This window comes from Planctomycetia bacterium (assembly GCA_015200345.1).
Taxonomy (GTDB): domain Bacteria; phylum Planctomycetota; class Phycisphaerae; order UBA1845; family UTPLA1; genus PLA3.
Genome location: CP054187.1, coordinates 1,010,935 through 1,027,196 on the forward strand (window position 1 = coordinate 1,010,935; position 16,262 = coordinate 1,027,196).

The window sequence follows — 16,262 nt, forward strand, 5'->3', positions numbered from 1 at the left end:
ATCGGCACGCCGCCCCCGCGGCGCGCGTCTCCCATATCATACCATTTGACCCGTTCGGATTCCTACCCCCCCGTCCTTGACCCCGCGCCGGCCAATGGCCCATTTCAACGTCCGAAACACAAAAACGGGGTTCCCCGCCAGATACCGCCGCCACTTTCCGATCGGGTCCATCAGAAGTCGGTACAGCCATTCACCGCCCATTCGACACAACCATGCCGGTCCGCGCCGCTCCACACCCGCGTAGTAGTCGAACAACGCTCCCACGCACCACTTCACCGGCGCTGTCAGCTTGTGTCCATGTTCGGCCAGCCACAACTCCTGTCGCGGGCTGGACATGCCCACGAATACAATATCGGGCCTTGTCGAATTGATGGACTCGATGACTGTGCCGGACTCGGCCAGATCGAAATGACCGTGGTGCGTCCCGGCGATGCGAAGCGCCGGGTGCGCTCGGGTCAGTGCCTCGGCTGCTTTGTCCGCCACTCCGGGTTGGCTGCCGAGCAGAAAAATCGAAACGCCCGCTTCCGCGCACGCCGACGCCATGAGCGGAAAGTAATCCGCCGCCGTCATGCGCTCGGGCAGCCGCGCACGGCTCCAGCGGCTGGCCCAGACGAGCGAAGCACCATCGGCATACAGCAGGTCGCAGCTGGAAAGCACCCGGCGGAATCGTTCATCGCGCCAGGCGAGGTTCATCGTGTGCGCGTTCGCGTAGCAAGCCGTGGTGGGCACTCCGGCTTTGGCGCGCGCGACGGCCGTCGCCGCGAGCGATGCGATGTCCAGCGGCGCGAGCGGCATGTCCAGCACGTCCACCGCCGGCGGCAATTCAATGTACCGCGACCAATCGGTCACTCGCCTTCCTCCACGGCTTCAGAAGCCGTGTGTAGAGCGCCTCGTACCGACCCACGACATCCCGCGCGTGGAAGCGACGCTGCATCGTCGCCTGCGCCGCGCGACCCAGCCGCGCCGCAAAGGTCGTATCGTGCAACACGCGACCCAGCGCGTGGGCCAGCAAGTGCGGACGATTCGGCTCGACCAGCAAGCCGTCGTGTTCATCGGTCAGGGCTTCAGGAATCCCGCCGACGCGCGTCGCGACGATCGGACGAGCCATCGCCATCGCCTCCAGCAGCACGTTCGGCATGCCCTCGGACTTGCTCGGCAGGCAAACCACGTCGGCCGCAACAATCGCCGACCAGACGTCGCGTGTAAACCCGGCAAGCTTCACGACCTCCTCGACCTGCCGTTCGAGAATGCGACTTTGGAGCGCTTCGCGATCCGGACCTTCACCCAGGACGATCACACGCACATCAGGATGCGTATCGCGCAGCACCGACGCGGCGTCGATCAGCGTATCGATCCCTTTCTCATAGCTAAGCCGCGCCAGGGTGAGGATGACTTTTTCATCGCCGCAGCAGCCCCAGCTTGCACGGGCGATTCCCGCCGCGCGAACATCGACCGACGCCGGCGGTTCCACGCCGGTGTGAATCACCGTGACGTGGTCGGCTTTCATCCCGTGCCGCGCCACGCAATCGGCCTTCACGGCCTCCGATACGGCGATGGCGTGCGTGGGAAGTCGCGCGCACGCCGCGTCGATCAGCCAATCGCTGCGGCGCCGCTTCTCGCGGCGATAATCCCCCATCGCGTAAACGGTTGACAACACGACTGGAACACCTGCCAGCCGCGCGCCCACCGCGCCGTAGATATCGGCGCGAAGCAGATGGGTGTGAACAATGTCCGGCTTGAGGCGGGCGATCAGCCGCTGCGCGCGAAACATGGCGCGAGGGTCCAGCTCCCTCGGCACGCCGAGGTCGAACGTCTGGACGCCCAGCGCCTCAAGCTGCGCCTGCATCGGGCCGCCGCCGTAGAAACAAGCGGCCGACATCTGAAACCTGCGCCGATCCAGGTGCCGCGCGATTTGCAGCAGCCATTTCGTGTCGGTCTTGATGGCGAACGTGGAAACGAGGTGGAGCAGACGAACCGGCTCGTCCGTCGAGGCCAGCGCGGTTGCGGAATATGCGTTTGTATGCATTCCAAGCATGGGATACCCATCCAAACCGCGAGGCACACTGATGCGAGCGGAACCCTCGGCGCACCGCGTGCCGCGTCCGCTCGATTCAGCCTACGATACAACGCTTCACCGTGCGCACGGCAGGCCGCGCGTACGCTGCATCAATGGGATTATCGTAACCTGTGATCGGACGTGGGCCTATTGCGCGGGCCGGTTTTCAAACGGCACTCGGAGCGGCTCGGATCGCCCGCCTTGTCGATGACCTTTTCCGCGGCCCGCGCGCCGCGACGACGGCAAACAAGTCCGAAAAAGCCCCGGCCATGTGTTCGACGCCGAACTCGTGAACCACCCGCCGCCGCGCGGTCTCGACAATCCGATGACGCAGGTCGGCATCGGTCGCCAGGCGTTCCACCGCCAGCGCCAATCCCTCCGGATCGGCCGGGCGCGTCAGCAATCCGGTCTGCTCGTGGACCAGAAACTCACCGAGGCAGCCGACGTTGGGTGCGACGAACGGCACGCCGCACACCGCCGCCTCCAGCATGCTGACGCTGAAGCACTCGATCTCGCTGCACAGGCACGCCACGTCCAGCCCCGGCAGCAGATCGGGCACGTCGTGCCGCGCGCCAAGCAACCGCAGCCGCTCGTGATCCAGCCCCGAGGCCTCGGCGGCTGCCAGGACCGCGTCGCGGTTCGGTCCGTCGCCGATGATGAAAAATCGCATGTTCGGGAAACGCCCCGCCAGCGTTCGCGCCGCGCGAATGAAGGCATCGTGTCGCTTTTCCGCGCGCAGGTTCGCGACGATCCCCACGGAAAATTGATCGTCCGCGAGCCGCAGCGCGCGCCGAGCCGCGCTGCGCGACCGGCCAATGAAGGCGTCCAATTCAATCGCGTTGCGAATCACGGCGATTCGCCCGGCTGGGACTTTCTCATGGCGAATCATCGCATGGCGCTGTCGTTCACCCAGCGCCACGAACACGTCCACAAACCGGTACAACGCGCGATTGGCCGTCTCGAAGTGCTGATGCCCGGCGCGCGGGAACCAGTGCGACCAGACGACCACGGGCGTGCGACGCGTCGCCGCGGCCACGGTGGACCAGAACATCCGATCGCCGCCGCTGTGCGCCACCGTGACGAGGTCGATGGCCTCGTCTCGCAGCAGCCGTCGAAGCCGGGGAATGACCGCTACATCCGTCTTGTGATGGAGCAATTGCTCGTGGACCAAGATACCCCGTGCGCGAAGGTCGGCGGCGAGCGGGCCGGCATCCTTCAGGCAGGCAATCACCGGTTGCACGCCGCGCGCGGGCAAATGCTTCGCCAGCGACGCCAGCATCAGCTCCGCGCCGCCGGGTTCGAGCCGATTGGTGACAAACAACACACGCAGAGGTCGATCGATCGCCCCGGTGCGATCCCTCGCGCCGATCGACGCAGGCCCATTGAGCAATACGCCGGATGTACGACGAAGCTCGTCCCCGCGCAGCGCCGGTTGCGGCTCACGCGTCAAAGACGACCGATGGCGGATGCGCTCGGCCGCGAACGCGCGCACGCCCTCGATCATCCCCCGCAGCTCCAGCCAGTGCTCGCGGCGCGTCAGCCCCCAGGCCGCATGCATGATGGCGATCACCAACAGGCTCCACACAATCAGCGCCCAGCGCCCCGGCGACATGCGGCAAGTCCTGGTGAGGATGTACAGGTAATTTCGGCTCGTCATGAAGCCGAATCGGTGCGGGTCGCCCCGGCCCCCGGTCTCGCGCCGATGGACGACGTTCGTCTGAATCGCCTCCAGCAGCCAATGGCGCGGCGCAAGGCGATAGCCCATCTCGCGGTCTTCGCCCAGCGCGTACTGCGTGAGCGACTCATCAAAGGGATTCGCCAGCACCACGTCACGCCGCAACGCCATCGCCGCGCCCGACAAATGCGCCAGAGGTCGAACGCGATGCGGCTCCCACGCCAGCATCGCAGGCGGCGCGCCGCGCGCGGCGGAATTCACGTCCGGCCGCACGCGCCACCAGCCCGCGATGCGATAGCCAAGCTGCCAGATTCGGGCAGCGCGTCCTTGAAGACGCGGCTCTTCGAGGACCGGCGAAACGGCTGCGACGCGCGGGTCCGCCATGATCGCCGCGATTTCCTGCACGAAATTCGCCGCACAGGTCACGTCGTCGTCGAGGTAAATCAACACGTCGGCCGTCGCCCGCTGCGCGGCAACGTTGCGCGACCGCGTCAATCCGGGTTCGTGCTTGCGATGGTAGATGAACCCGATATGGTGATGCGCGGCATCACGCGCGAGGTCGCCTCGTGCGACGTCGTCCATGCGGCCGTCGTCAAGGATCAGCAATTCATCGGGCTTGCGCGATTGCGACCAGACCGATGCGAGCGTTTCGCGAAGCGCTTCGGGCCGATCCTTCGTACAGATGACAATCGCGATTCGCACGTCGCCGCCCCCGGCCCCCTCTCGCGGCCTCAAATCAGGTTCGCCCGTTTCGCCATCGCCCCATCGCGCGCAACGGCGGCACATGGCGAAGCGACTCGAGAATGTAGCCGTTGATTCGCTGACGCTCGTCCGCGGAAAAGACCAGCTCCGTCTTCCACGCGACCAGCAGCACCAGCACGGTCCCCACGGTCAGCAGGAGCGGACTTAGCGCCAGCAGGCAGGCCGCCCCCAGAACGATAAACGTGCCCCGGTCCAGTCTCGTGCACTCGGCTTGAATCAACCAGACACAGAGTGCCAGCGATGTGGCAATCGCCAGGACGCCGCACCAGGCGGCGCTGTCCAGACCGCGCGGCCCGCTGAATCCGGTCGTAAAAAACCATGACGCATGGCCCGCGGCCCATTGCCACCCCGCCGTACGCATCACGCGCGCTTGGTGAGGCCCCGCCAGCCAGAACGCATACAACACGTTCGCGGCCACACCGGCCGCCCACGGCCAGAACATGTGCCGCGTCTTCTCAATCAGGTGGAAATGAATGGGCAGGAACGCGAGATACGCCCCCATCAGGAAGAACAACAGGTGAATCGGGAGAATCGCCGCGCCGTCGGCGTACTCGACGCGAAACATCAGAATGATATAGTCCTTCGCCAGGGCCAGCATCGCGCAAAACACGAACAACGCCAGGCCCGTCCCGCGGAACGCCAGCGACAACTGCCGCTGCGCCGCCTCGCGACCGCGATTCTCCCAGGTCTTCGTCACGATCGTCATGACCACGGTCACCACCGCCACCGCACCGATCAGGACAAATTGCCCGATCTGGCGCACGGCGTTGAAGACGGCGACCGCCTCCTGCCCCTGAATCTTGTTAAGGTACCACGCCGGATAGTAGACCAGCACCTGCCAGGTGATGCCGGCGAGCGTCGTCCAGACGCTGAACTTGAGCAATCGCCGGGCAAAGCCGCCTTCCTCCGTCAGCTCGTGCTGCCCGTGCCAGCGCCCGATCGTGCGGACAAAACCGAACCCGAACCACGTGATCGGCAGCGCCAGCGAAATGCCGTACACCGCCGTCAGCGTGAAGGCGCTAAGGTGACCCGTGACGATGGCCACGATGCTCAACGCGAGAAAGAGCAATCCGTGTGCCATTTCCATGACCGATAGGGCCGTGAACATGCGCAAGCCCTTGAACACGGCCAGGAGATAGAAATAGACAATCAGCAGAGCCGTCACGACGGCAGACAGGCGAGCCAGTTCCGGCGCGTCGGCCGAGAACAGCCGCCGCACTTCCGGATCGGTGAACTGGGCGTAGAAAAAGTCGCCCAGCGGCTGCGCGAAGATACAGATGACGCCGACGCTGATCATCGTGATCGCACCGAGCAGTAGAAACGATTTGCGCACGAACGCCAGGAGCGTGCCCTGCTTCTCGTGCTGGGGGACGTACCGCGTGACTGCTTCATTCAGTCCGAGACTGCACAGCGGCGTCATGACGTTCATCACCGCGAGGATCATCGTCAGCAGACCGAACTGCTGCTGCGTCATGAACCAGGTCAGCAGGATGATGCGAAAAAAGTTGATCAGCCGGAAAGCAACGGTCGCCGGCAGATACAACCCCATCGCCTGGTGCAGCGGCGAGTTGGAGAACATGCCCGTCGGCGCGCCGTGAGACGTCTGGCCCAGGGACTCTCCGCCGGCGTCGCCGTTCAGTGGTTCGTGCGCCATCGCCGGCGGAGCCGCTTCCGCCGCCGCATCACCCTGTCTCGAAATGTGCAGCACGGCTTTCACCGCCGCCCTCCTCGCGCAGCGGGCGCGGCGCCGGCGATCAGACCGTTTGGCCGCGGCGGCACACGAGGCCTGCCTGCGGACCGGGCGCGAGCGGCCGGGTCACTGGAACGCCGCAGGGGTGACGGGGAGAGCAATTCATTCAGCGCGACGGGCACGGCGCTAAGGCCGAAGAAAAGACTATTGGCGAAGGGGTTGTCGCTGGTCTCGCGGAAAGTGCCGTCGATGAAATACGCCATCGCGAGAATCCAGTACAACACGAGCAGGTCCGGCCCGATCAGGCGCGGACTGGTACGCGGCAGCTTGCGGTAAAGCTGAATGCTGAACCGCACGAGCGCGATCACGGTGAGCAGATAAAGCGTGATGCCGACGATGCCCGTTTCAGCGAGGATCGAGAGCATGTTGTTGTGTTCAAGGGCGGTCGTTCCGAAGGCGTAAAACGGGCTGGACGGATCGCGTGCGAAGTTCGGCGCATGATCGCGAAAATGCCCGAAGCCGACGCCGAAGAACGGATGCTCCTTCACGATTTCCCAGGTCATCTGCGCCAGACCGATGCGCAGAAGGATCGGCTCGGTGTCGGTCAGACCGCCCTTGCTGCGGTCGTCCGTCATGAAATTCCCCATGTTCACAACGCCGATCACGAGAACCAGCGCGATCAGCAGCGACACAATAATGACACGGGTGGCCCGGCGCTGCGAGTACATCGCCCAGATCATCAGGCACAGCACGAAGCTCAACCACACCGAGCGCGTGTACGTCCAGAAAATCGGCGGTAGCATCGCCGCGTTCAGCAGCAGCAGCCACCACCGCCCGACGCTGCGATGGTTGCGCGCCAGCACCAGGTTGTTAAAAAAGCAATAGCACAGCGCCAGCCCCATCGCGGGCGACAGCACGAACGGCCCACGCACACGGCCGAAGTGAATACCGATGCTCGGGTCGGAAATGAACCGGGGAAAGATCAGGGCGTTGAGCTTGAAGCGCTCGCACCAGCCCGTAAAAGTCAAATAGACCGAGAGAATCACGAAAAAAATCGCCAGGCGCCGAAAGTCCCGCTCGTTGCGAAAAGCGTGCAGAACCAGGCCGAACACAACGAACGGAAAGATGTAGCCGCCGATGAGGCGATAGTGGACGGTGACGACCGAGCGCGTCTCAAATCCGGAGACCAGCGCCGAAGCGAAGAAGTACGTCGCCAGCGCCAGCATGTACCCGCTGACCGGCCAGGCATGGCGCACCGGCACGCGCCCCAGCGCGATCATCGCCAGGAGCAGCAAGGCGAGGACGACCAGCCCGATACGCGGAATCGTCAGCGCGAAAAAGAGCGGCACCGAGACGCGCCAGAACTCCTCATGCAGCGCGATCAGCGTGACAAACCAGATCAGCACCGCCACGAGCAGATCGCCCTTGACGGCGTAAAACAGCAGCGCGGTCAACCCGCCCAGCGCCGACCAGAAAATCAAGACGCTTACCGAATCCGTCGCGAGCGTGGCAGAGAAGGCGATCCCCGCCGCGATCAGCAGCAGGATACCCAGCGACAGCAGCAGTGGCGTTCGTTGCGCAGTGAGTGATGCCAAGGCTGATCCATCCCCGCGGCCGCCGCTGAACCTGCCTCGCACCGGCGCGACCGCGTCGCAACTGGCGTCCGCTCGTTGCGAACCGCCTGATCCTCTCCGGTGCCGCTAGGTGAACTGATAAACCAGCCCCGGAATCGGATCGGTCCGCTGATTCAGCACAAGGCCCAGGCAACGCACCCCGGCGAGGTCCAGCCGCTTTTTGGCCTCGGCCGCTGTTTCACGCGGCGTGTCGCCGGCTTTGACGACCAGCACCGCGCCATCGACCAGCAGACCCAGCACCTGCGGGTCGGGATACGTCTTGGCGTTGGCGACATCGAGGATGACGTGATCAAACCGCTGCCGCAGTTGCGCGATCAGGCTCTGGGTCTGGCGGCTCTTGAGCAGGCCGAGCGGGTGCTCCGAAACCGGACCGCCGGCGATGACATACAGCTTGTGCCCGTTCCGCACGTCGACCGTCTGAATCGCGGCGTCCAGCGTCGCGCGACCGTTCAGAACGTCCGTCAATCCCGGCGACTCACGCAGGCCCATCAGCGAGGCGACTTGCGGATGGCGCACGTTGAAATCAACGAGACAAACGCGCAATTCCTTGTCCGCCTCGGCGCCGGTCAGGGCCAGGCCCACCGCGATCTGCGTCGCGCCTTCGCCCGCGCGTGCGCCCATGACAATCACCGACTTGGGCGGCGACTCATCGACGGCGAAGAAGATGTTGCCCCAAAGCTGGCCCAGCTCGGCTTCGGACTTCTCGCGCAGCTTGCACTTGGCAGCCACGGACGGACCGCCGATCGCGGGACGCGATGGCGCCGGCGATTCCTTCGCCGGAGAAGTCGCCGTTTTCTCATCGAGGAACTCGGCCTGCGGCGGGGAAAACGCCAGATCGTCCAGATCGGACGTCGAGGTCGGACCGCCGTTTATTCTACGAATGTCTTCAATCGCCTCGTCGATCTTCTCAACCTCGTCCGTCCAGTCCAGCTCGACCACGTCCTCGTCCGATTCGCGCGGAAGTTCCGGCGGATTCTTCGAGGAAGCCGGCGGCGGCCAGATCTGCTCCGGCTGCGGGGGCGGCTCGCGCTCCCCTTCGCGTCGTTTCTTCGGATCGGGTTGATCGGGCAACTGCGCCACGAAGCAAATCTCCCTCAACTGCCATTCTAGCTCGACGAAAGCCTTCCGTTAAGCGTTATCGGCGTTTCCCGGCCGCGTATTTCGTTTCAGAAGCGCATTTCGAGACGGCGATTTCTGCGCTGCACCGCACCGCCCTACGCCGGAACCACCAGCCGCCGCCCGCGTTTCTTCACCGTGCCCAGCACCGGCACACCCAGGTACCGCTCGGCCTCGACGGTCGAACGCACCGTGTGATCAAAGTGATCGGCCAGGAAGGCCAGCGCGATCCCCAGCAGCAGCGACACCAGGCCCGCCACGATCGTGTAAATCATCGTCTGCGGCGAGATGGGCTTGTCGGGATCGGGCATGGATGCCTCATCCAGAATGCTGATGTTCACCGGTTCACGCGAAAGCAACCGCGTCGCCATGGCATAGACGCGCTCCTGCTCCAATCGCTCGCGATGCTTCTGGGCGACTTCAAACTCGTTCTTCAGACGGGCATACTCCGCCAGCTTCGCCTGGACCTCGGCCCGCTCCTGGGCCACCTCTTTGACCAGCCCTTCGTTCAGTTTCTTCTGCGCTTCGCGGGCCTGAATGCTCGATTCCAGCCCCTTGCTGTACGCCACGATGCCGGCCAGCGCGTGCCGCTTCGTGCTGCTGACCTGGTACTTCAGGTACCGCACATCGCGACTGTCCTCCGTGAACTGCCCCTCGGCCTTGGCCAGCCGCGCCATCAGCATCGTCAGGTTCTTGGCAGTCTCGACGAACAGGACGTTGTCATACAGCAGCGAGGCCGGCACAGCCGCCATCGCCGCTTCGATCTGTTCGTCGGTCATCTTCTCGATGCCGCCCGGTTCGAAGCACGCCGCCGGCAGTTTCTCTTTGAACACCTGCAACAGCGACCGCTCCCGCGCGAGGTCCACGCTTAAGCCCGCGTCGCTCTCACGAATCTTGGTGTAAAGCACCTGAACGCCGTGTTCGGTTCCCGAACGCAGCAACTGCTCGAGCACGCCGACGTCGGCGGCGTTCTCCTGGATGAAATCGTGATACGCCTGCTCGCGCGCCTTGTATTCCTTGTCATAGCTCGCCACCACTTCCGTCATCAGCCGCTCGGCCGGCTCGTTCAGCGCCTGTTGCAGCTCCTGATAGCGAACGAGGTACATGTCCGCCAACGCGCTCGCCGCCCGGTAGGCGTTCTGGAACGACGCGGGATCATCGCGATCGGCCGGGTAGTCCACTTTGATGGTGAACGTCTCGGTCATGCCGACCTGCTCGCCACCGGGGGTTTCGAGCTTGACGGCTTTTTGAAAGTCGATGAACGCAGCCTGATCTTCTTGAAGTAATTTGTCAACTTTTGGCTGGACCTTCTCGCCGTTCAGGAACACCATGGCGCCACGAAGCGCCTCCACCACCTTGCCATCCGGCTGTTTTTCCGCCTCGCGCCAGGCGCGGCGGTGCATCTCCCATTGCTCATAGAGCCGGGGGTTCTCGGCGAGCACCTTGGTCCGCGCCAGCACCAGATCCGACATCACGATCTGCTGCTGGGCCTTGACGAAAACTTCGAGCGTGCGCTCGGGCGAGTCAAGGCTCAACGGGTTCTTGTTCATCGGCCGCTTGTAGACCAGGCTGACCTGGCTGCGGTACTTCAGCGGGAACCAGTGCTGACAGCCGTACCAGGTGCCGCCCGCGCCCACAATGAAGATGACGAGGATCTTGCCCCAGTGCTCGAAGAGAATCCGGAGGATTTCCCGAAGCGATCGTGTTCCGTAGGCCGTGCTCATACGCTTCCCATCTCAAACATGACGTCGGCGCCGGGCCGGCCTCGTCGGGCGGCCCAGACGCCGGGAATGTCACAAACTTGTCATCCTCCGCCGTTACGGGCCGATCTGGCCGCCGATGTTCGGCGGACCGACCTGCCGCGTCTTGAACGACGTCGGGTCGGCGCGGATCTCATACCCGAAGTTCATGCCCACCACGCCGCTGTAGGGCACGACCGACCGGATGCCGCGCGTAAAGACCATGTCGATCCAGTCGTTCATCTCCGCCAGTCCGGTGCGCGGCACATAGATAATATCGCCATCAGCAAGGTACAAGTCATGACGGAACTTGCTGCCGTTTGGCAACAATCCTTCCGGCGACGCCTTCTTCGCGTTCAGCACTTCGGCAAGATTGAACAGGATCGCCTGCGGAATCGGCAGATATTGCCGACGCACGAGGAGGATCTTCGTCTGGTCCGCCCGAACCGACGGACCGCCCATGTGAATCAGCGCCTGCGTGATCGTCATCGGCGCGTGTGCCGTGATCATGCCCGGACCGTACACTTCACCCATCACGTAAATGCGCGTCGGCGCGAACTCCAGGGTCTGCACCGTCGTCTCCACTTCCTGCAAATCGTTCTCGACGTATAGCTGATCCAGAATCTTCTTGGCCTGGTGCACCGTCTTGCCCGCCACCAGCACCTCCCCGATGTACGGCAGGTCGATCGTGCCGTCCGGCTTCACCGGAACCAAACGCGACTGACCGCGCGGGGCCGTGGTGATCGCCTTTTTCAACTCGACGATCTTCACGTTCGCCGCTTTCACCGCCACCGTCACTTCCGGTTCGCGGATGTAGCGCGCGTACGCCTGGCGAAGCTGCTCCTCCAGCTCCGTTGCCGTGCGACCGGCTGCCCGAATCTGACCAATCAGCTTCAATCGAATCGAGCCGTCGGCCTGGACCGTTCGCTCCTGATCGAGTTGCTCCTGGTAGGGGAACTCGACATTCACAATGTCCTCGATCTTCAGCTCATAGGGTTTGTCCGAAACGATGTTCTTGACCTGGTAAATGATTTCCAGCACGTCGCCCGGCTGAAGCCGATAGGGCGGCCGGTCGAGCAATTGCTCGGGCAGACCGGTCCCGCCGACGAACGGCTGGTACAGCTCCGGCGGTTCGGCCGGCGCTGCATCCGGAATCTTGTGATCGGTTCGAGAACAGCCCCCCAGGGCCGCGATCGTTGCGATCGTCATGAGTACGACTTGTCGCATTGCATTGGCCATTGTTCGCTACTCCGTTTCTTAACGCCTCCGCCGGCAGGGTCCGCACCGTGAACCCTACTGTGGCACGATCACCGCGCCGGGAGCGTGTTGCTTGACTTTCCCCAGCGCTTCCTGCGCCTGGCTCAACCTCAAATACTGTCCGACGTACACCATGTGCAGCGTCTCGCCGTCACGCTGCCGCTTCTCGGTTCGAGCAGAATGGCCCGCGGAGCGCAATTTCTGCGCCTGCTTCGATGCCGTGTCAGCGTCGCGATACGCACCGCACTGAATCGAAAAAAAATCGCCGGGCCAAGCCAGCATTCGCTGTGTCTGATCGGTAATGGAACTGCCGGGATACCCTCGGACGACCGCGCCCCACTGCTCGCGTGCGTTTTTCCATTCACCCAATTGCGCCAGGCAGACGCCGTAGCGGAATCGCGCCAGGTCGTAAGGAGGTCGCTCGGGCAGATTGCGAAGCGCCAGCCGGAAATGCTCGGATGCCTTCTTTGCGTCACCCGCTTCAAAGGCCAGTTCGCCCGCCGTTGCGTGCGCCCGGGCGATCAGATCGCTGTTCTTTGAAAGCGCCAGACAGCGCTCGATGTCGGACTGCGCCGCGCCGCGATGGCCGCGATAGGCCAGGCACTGCGCACGAAGGTAGTACGCCTCGGCGGTTTCGAGAACGGAAGGATAAGCCTGAATCACTTCATCCAGCATGGACTTGGCCGAATCGTACCGGCCCGAGCGGAATTCTTTCTCCGCCTGAACCATCTGCGTCTTCGCGTGCGGCGGCAATTCGACGCATCCGATCACGCCAGGCAACAAAGCTGCACAAATCACCCAGCGAGGACGCAGCCGGCAAACCGCGCGCGCTTGCGGGGATCGCAATTGCAGCCGCACCGGCCGTGAGCGGGAATTAGACGTCCAGACCAGACCGTTCACACGCGCTCCATCGCATGGCTCCCCGCCCTCGCGGTTCGGGAAGCGCTTCGGCGAAATCCGTTTCCGGCGCAGGGTACGGACCATGCGCACGTCATCCTTATCGGTGCCCTGCCGTCGCGCTTTAGCTCTGGTTGCGGTCGGGCCGTCGGAACGACGAGTCATCCCGGCAATGATGCAAGTCGATCGGAACGTGGTGTTGAGTTGTTGTTCCCGGCTCATGCCTCACGGCTCTTCGCATTCAATCACAAATCCATGTCCTATCGGACTTTGACACTGATGGCCCCGGGCCTATAATGCCCGCCGAACGGATGGGAGCTGGTTGCGGCGCGCGACGACGCTCCGGAGTCCGACACCTGCACGGCGGACCTGGCAAATGCAACGGACTGTGCTTGCCCTCATCGCGGCTACCGCCATCCTCCACGCCCATCCCCCGGTCGTTTCCGGCCAAGCCACCGCGCCGCCCGACCTCGCCGAGATTCAACCAGTCATCCCGCCCGGCATTAGCGATTTCAACCTCGAGATCACCGGTCGTCTGGCCTACACCTGGGACAGCGCCGACGGCGAACACGTCACGGAAGTGCTTGGCGATTTCGTCGCGAACATGGGCGGCACGCGGTTGAGCAGCAAGGATGCCGTCATCTGGTTTCGCAACGCGAAATGGCAGGGCAAGCCGTACATCGATCTGGAGATTTTTCTTTGGCAGGACGCCGAAGTGATCCAGCCGGCCGGCACGCGTGAGTCCGGTCCGGCGTTGCTGGTGACGCTCCGCACGTTCGGGCGGCTCGTCCTGAACTCCGCAGCGCACGCCGCGCAGTCCGATGAAGACGGCGAGCTATATAAGGAAGCCCGCAAGGCGCGGCGATTGCTGGACATGGCGCCCGCACCGGCGGCTGAATCGGCTGATTCGCCGGTCAGCGTCACGTCGAAGTCCGCCGCCCTGGCGCGCTTCGCCAAGCCGAAGCCCATCAAGGCGATCAACTTCACGGCGCAAAGCCTCACGTCGCAGGTCATTGACGGGCAGAACGTTGTCATCGCGCAGGAGGATGTCTTCGTTTCGCAAGGCGCGGCGTCGCAAAGCGGCGAGTACGTTGAGCTTCGCGCGAATGCGGCCGTGCTTTATCTCAAGCGCGAGCAGGTCGGCAACGCGATTCCCGGATTGATCGGCGGAGAATCGCGCAAGCCGGCGCGCAGCAGCGCGGCCTCGCAGCCGACGGAGGGCGGTCCGCCGCGCGTCAGCGGGGACGCGCGCGATCAGACCGACGCGGCGGCGCTCGAGGCGTTTGTGTCGGCGGTTTACTTGGAGGGCGATGTCGTGCTGGCGCGCGGGGATCGCATGATTCGCGCGCCGCGTTTGTATTACGATTTCGACGCCGATCGCGCCTTGATCCTCGATGCCGTCACGCGGGCCGTCGAGCCGACGCGCAATCTGCCCATTTACGTTCGGGCGCAGGAGATCCGCCAGCTCTCTTCGACGGAATACGAAGCAAACAAGGCGCAGTTCACCACGAGCGAGTTTCATACGCCGCACGTGGCCATCGGCGCGGACCGGATCTATCTACAGGACAAGACGCCGCGCAACGAGTCCGGCGACGTCGTCGGCGTGCAGGCCGGCGCCTACAAAGCGTACAACACGACGCTCAACCTTGAAGGCATCCCGATTGCGTACTGGCCGTTTGCCGCCGGCGATTTCTCTACCGATCGCCAGGCGTTTCGCTCGGCCAAGATCGGCTACAACGGCGACTTCGGGTGGACTGCCGAAACGCGCTGGTCGCTGTTCAACCTGATGGGCCTGACCCCGCCGCCGGGGTTCGATGCGACCCTCAAGCTCGACTACTTCACCGATCGCGGCCCGGCGGTCGGCATCGACTCCGACTACCAGAACGACGACTACTACGGTCTGTTGCGTACGTACTACATCAACGACGGCGGCTCGGACGAACTCGGCCCGGAGCGGAGCGGCCCGCCGGATCACGAGAACCGCGGGCGTGCCACGTGGCGACATCGCCAGTTTCTGCCAAAGGACTGGGAGCTGACGCTCGAAGCGTCGTACATCAGTGACGACAATTTCATGGAGCAGTACGAGCGCAACGAATGGGAGAACGGCAAGGAACAGGAGACGCTCGCTTACCTGCTCAAGCGGCAGGACAACTGGCAATTCAGCACGCTGCTCAACTACCGCATCAACGAGTTTCTGACCCAGACCGAGCACATGCCGGACAACGTGTTCAGCCTGATCGGCGAGCCGCTGGGTGAGATCGCGACCTTGTACAGCGAATCGCGCGTCGGTCTGGTGCGCTATCGGCCCGACGATCGCCGCTATTTCGACGGGCAAAACCGCGACGACAACACCGGTCGCACCGGCACGGTCGTACGGGGCGATACGCGTGAGGAATTGCAGTTCCCGATGCCCGATCTCGGCCCGGTCAAGCTCACGCCGTACCTGACCGGTCGCGTCGGCGGCTACGACGACGGCCCCAGCGGAGACGACCCGGACAACGAGAGCGGCAGCATCGGCCGCGTGTTTGGCGCGTATGGCGTGCGCGGCAACATGCTGATGAGCAAGTCGGACGACTCGATCGAATCGGAGTTCTTCGACCTGCATCGACTGCGACATGTGATCAAGCCGGACTTCGCAGTCTGGAACGCACATGGGAACCGCGCGCCGCTGGAGATGACGCCGTTCGATTCCGGCGTGGAAGACATCGACGATTTCGGCGGCGGCACGCTCGGCCTGCGCCAACGCTTGCAGACCAGGCGTGGCGGTCCGGGCAAATGGCGCACGGTCGACTGGATCGTCTTCGACGTGGAGGCGGGTTTCTTCAGCGACGCCCAGAAAAACGAGGACACGCATGGCGACTACATCCTCGCGCGGCCGGAAGACAGCATCTCCTCCAACTTCATCGCGACGAACTTCCAGTACCGCATCAGCGATTCGACCGTAGTGGTGTACGATGGCGTCTATGACACCAACCGGGGCAACATGGGCAACTCAAACATCAGCCTGGCCGTCGAACGCGAGCCGCGAATGGCCTACTTCGTCGGCTGGCGCTACATCCACGACACCAACAACAGCCTCGTCGGGGGCGGGTTCAATTACAAGCTAAGCGAGAAACACACCGTCGGCCTGCGCGAGTTCTACGATGTGGAAGAAGGCCGCAACTACTCGACCGAGTTGATCTACATCCGCAAGTGGCCGCGGTGGTACACAGCGGTAGCGTTGGACGTGGACAAGGCGATCGACGACGTGGGCATCAACTTCTCGATCTGGCCGGAAGGCGCCCCGCGCCTGGGCCTCGGCTCGAAGCGCTACACGGGCTTGGCGGATTCGGTGGGCATCCGTCCAAGGTAAGCAATGCGGCCGCTTATTGCTCCGCCGATTCCATGCGTTCCGCCGGATCGGATGGCGAGGCACTTGGCGCGTTCGCGCCGTGCG

At 63.8% G+C, this 16,262-nt stretch carries 10 protein-coding genes; 1 reads left to right on the forward strand and 9 read right to left on the reverse strand.

Annotation, left to right across the window (positions count from 1 at the left end; all coding sequences use genetic code 11):
• Positions 1 to 36 precede the first annotated feature (36 nt).
• From HRU71_04330 to HRU71_04370, 9 genes are all read right to left on the reverse strand, one after another.
• On the reverse strand, positions 37 to 849 hold the full coding sequence (locus HRU71_04330; protein ID QOJ02760.1) for a WecB/TagA/CpsF family glycosyltransferase: 813 nt from the start codon (positions 847 to 849) through the stop codon (positions 37 to 39).
• Positions 824 to 2,035 carry a glycosyltransferase gene (locus HRU71_04335; protein QOJ02761.1) on the reverse strand — a complete coding sequence of 404 codons (1,212 nt, stop codon included), beginning with the start codon at positions 2,033 to 2,035 and terminating at the stop codon, positions 824 to 826. The genes HRU71_04330 and HRU71_04335 overlap by 26 nt, the downstream gene beginning before the upstream one ends.
• A gap of 187 nt (positions 2,036 to 2,222) precedes the next feature.
• Positions 2,223 to 4,433, reverse strand: a complete 2,211-nt coding sequence (locus tag HRU71_04340; GenBank protein ID QOJ02762.1) for a glycosyltransferase — start codon at positions 4,431 to 4,433, stop codon at positions 2,223 to 2,225.
• A gap of 34 nt (positions 4,434 to 4,467) precedes the next feature.
• The gene (locus HRU71_04345; GenBank protein QOJ02763.1) at positions 4,468 to 6,210 is read right to left on the reverse strand and encodes a lipopolysaccharide biosynthesis protein; all 1,743 of its coding nucleotides are present in this window, start codon (positions 6,208 to 6,210) and stop codon (positions 4,468 to 4,470) included.
• The gene (locus HRU71_04350) at positions 6,207 to 7,778 is read right to left on the reverse strand and encodes an O-antigen ligase family protein (protein ID QOJ02764.1); all 1,572 of its coding nucleotides are present in this window, start codon (positions 7,776 to 7,778) and stop codon (positions 6,207 to 6,209) included. Before HRU71_04350 ends, HRU71_04345 begins: the two co-directional genes overlap by 4 nt.
• A gap of 105 nt (positions 7,779 to 7,883) precedes the next feature.
• Positions 7,884 to 8,897 carry a CpsD/CapB family tyrosine-protein kinase gene (locus HRU71_04355; protein ID QOJ02765.1) on the reverse strand — a complete coding sequence of 338 codons (1,014 nt, stop codon included), beginning with the start codon at positions 8,895 to 8,897 and terminating at the stop codon, positions 7,884 to 7,886.
• A gap of 134 nt (positions 8,898 to 9,031) precedes the next feature.
• Positions 9,032 to 10,657, reverse strand: a complete 1,626-nt coding sequence (locus HRU71_04360) for a hypothetical protein (GenBank protein QOJ02766.1) — start codon at positions 10,655 to 10,657, stop codon at positions 9,032 to 9,034.
• A gap of 93 nt (positions 10,658 to 10,750) precedes the next feature.
• The gene (locus tag HRU71_04365; GenBank protein QOJ02767.1) at positions 10,751 to 11,881 is read right to left on the reverse strand and encodes a polysaccharide biosynthesis/export family protein; all 1,131 of its coding nucleotides are present in this window, start codon (positions 11,879 to 11,881) and stop codon (positions 10,751 to 10,753) included.
• A gap of 84 nt (positions 11,882 to 11,965) precedes the next feature.
• Complete coding sequence (locus HRU71_04370) at positions 11,966 to 12,682, reverse strand: SPOR domain-containing protein (GenBank protein ID QOJ02768.1); 717 nt, start codon at positions 12,680 to 12,682, stop codon at positions 11,966 to 11,968.
• Positions 12,683 to 13,202: 520 nt separating this feature from the next.
• Between HRU71_04370 and lptD the strand changes: the two genes are divergently transcribed.
• Positions 13,203 to 16,178 (forward strand): LPS assembly protein LptD, encoded by a 2,976-nt coding sequence (gene lptD, locus HRU71_04375; protein ID QOJ02769.1) that lies wholly within the window; start codon positions 13,203 to 13,205, stop codon positions 16,176 to 16,178.
• Positions 16,179 to 16,262: the final 84 nt, after the last annotated feature.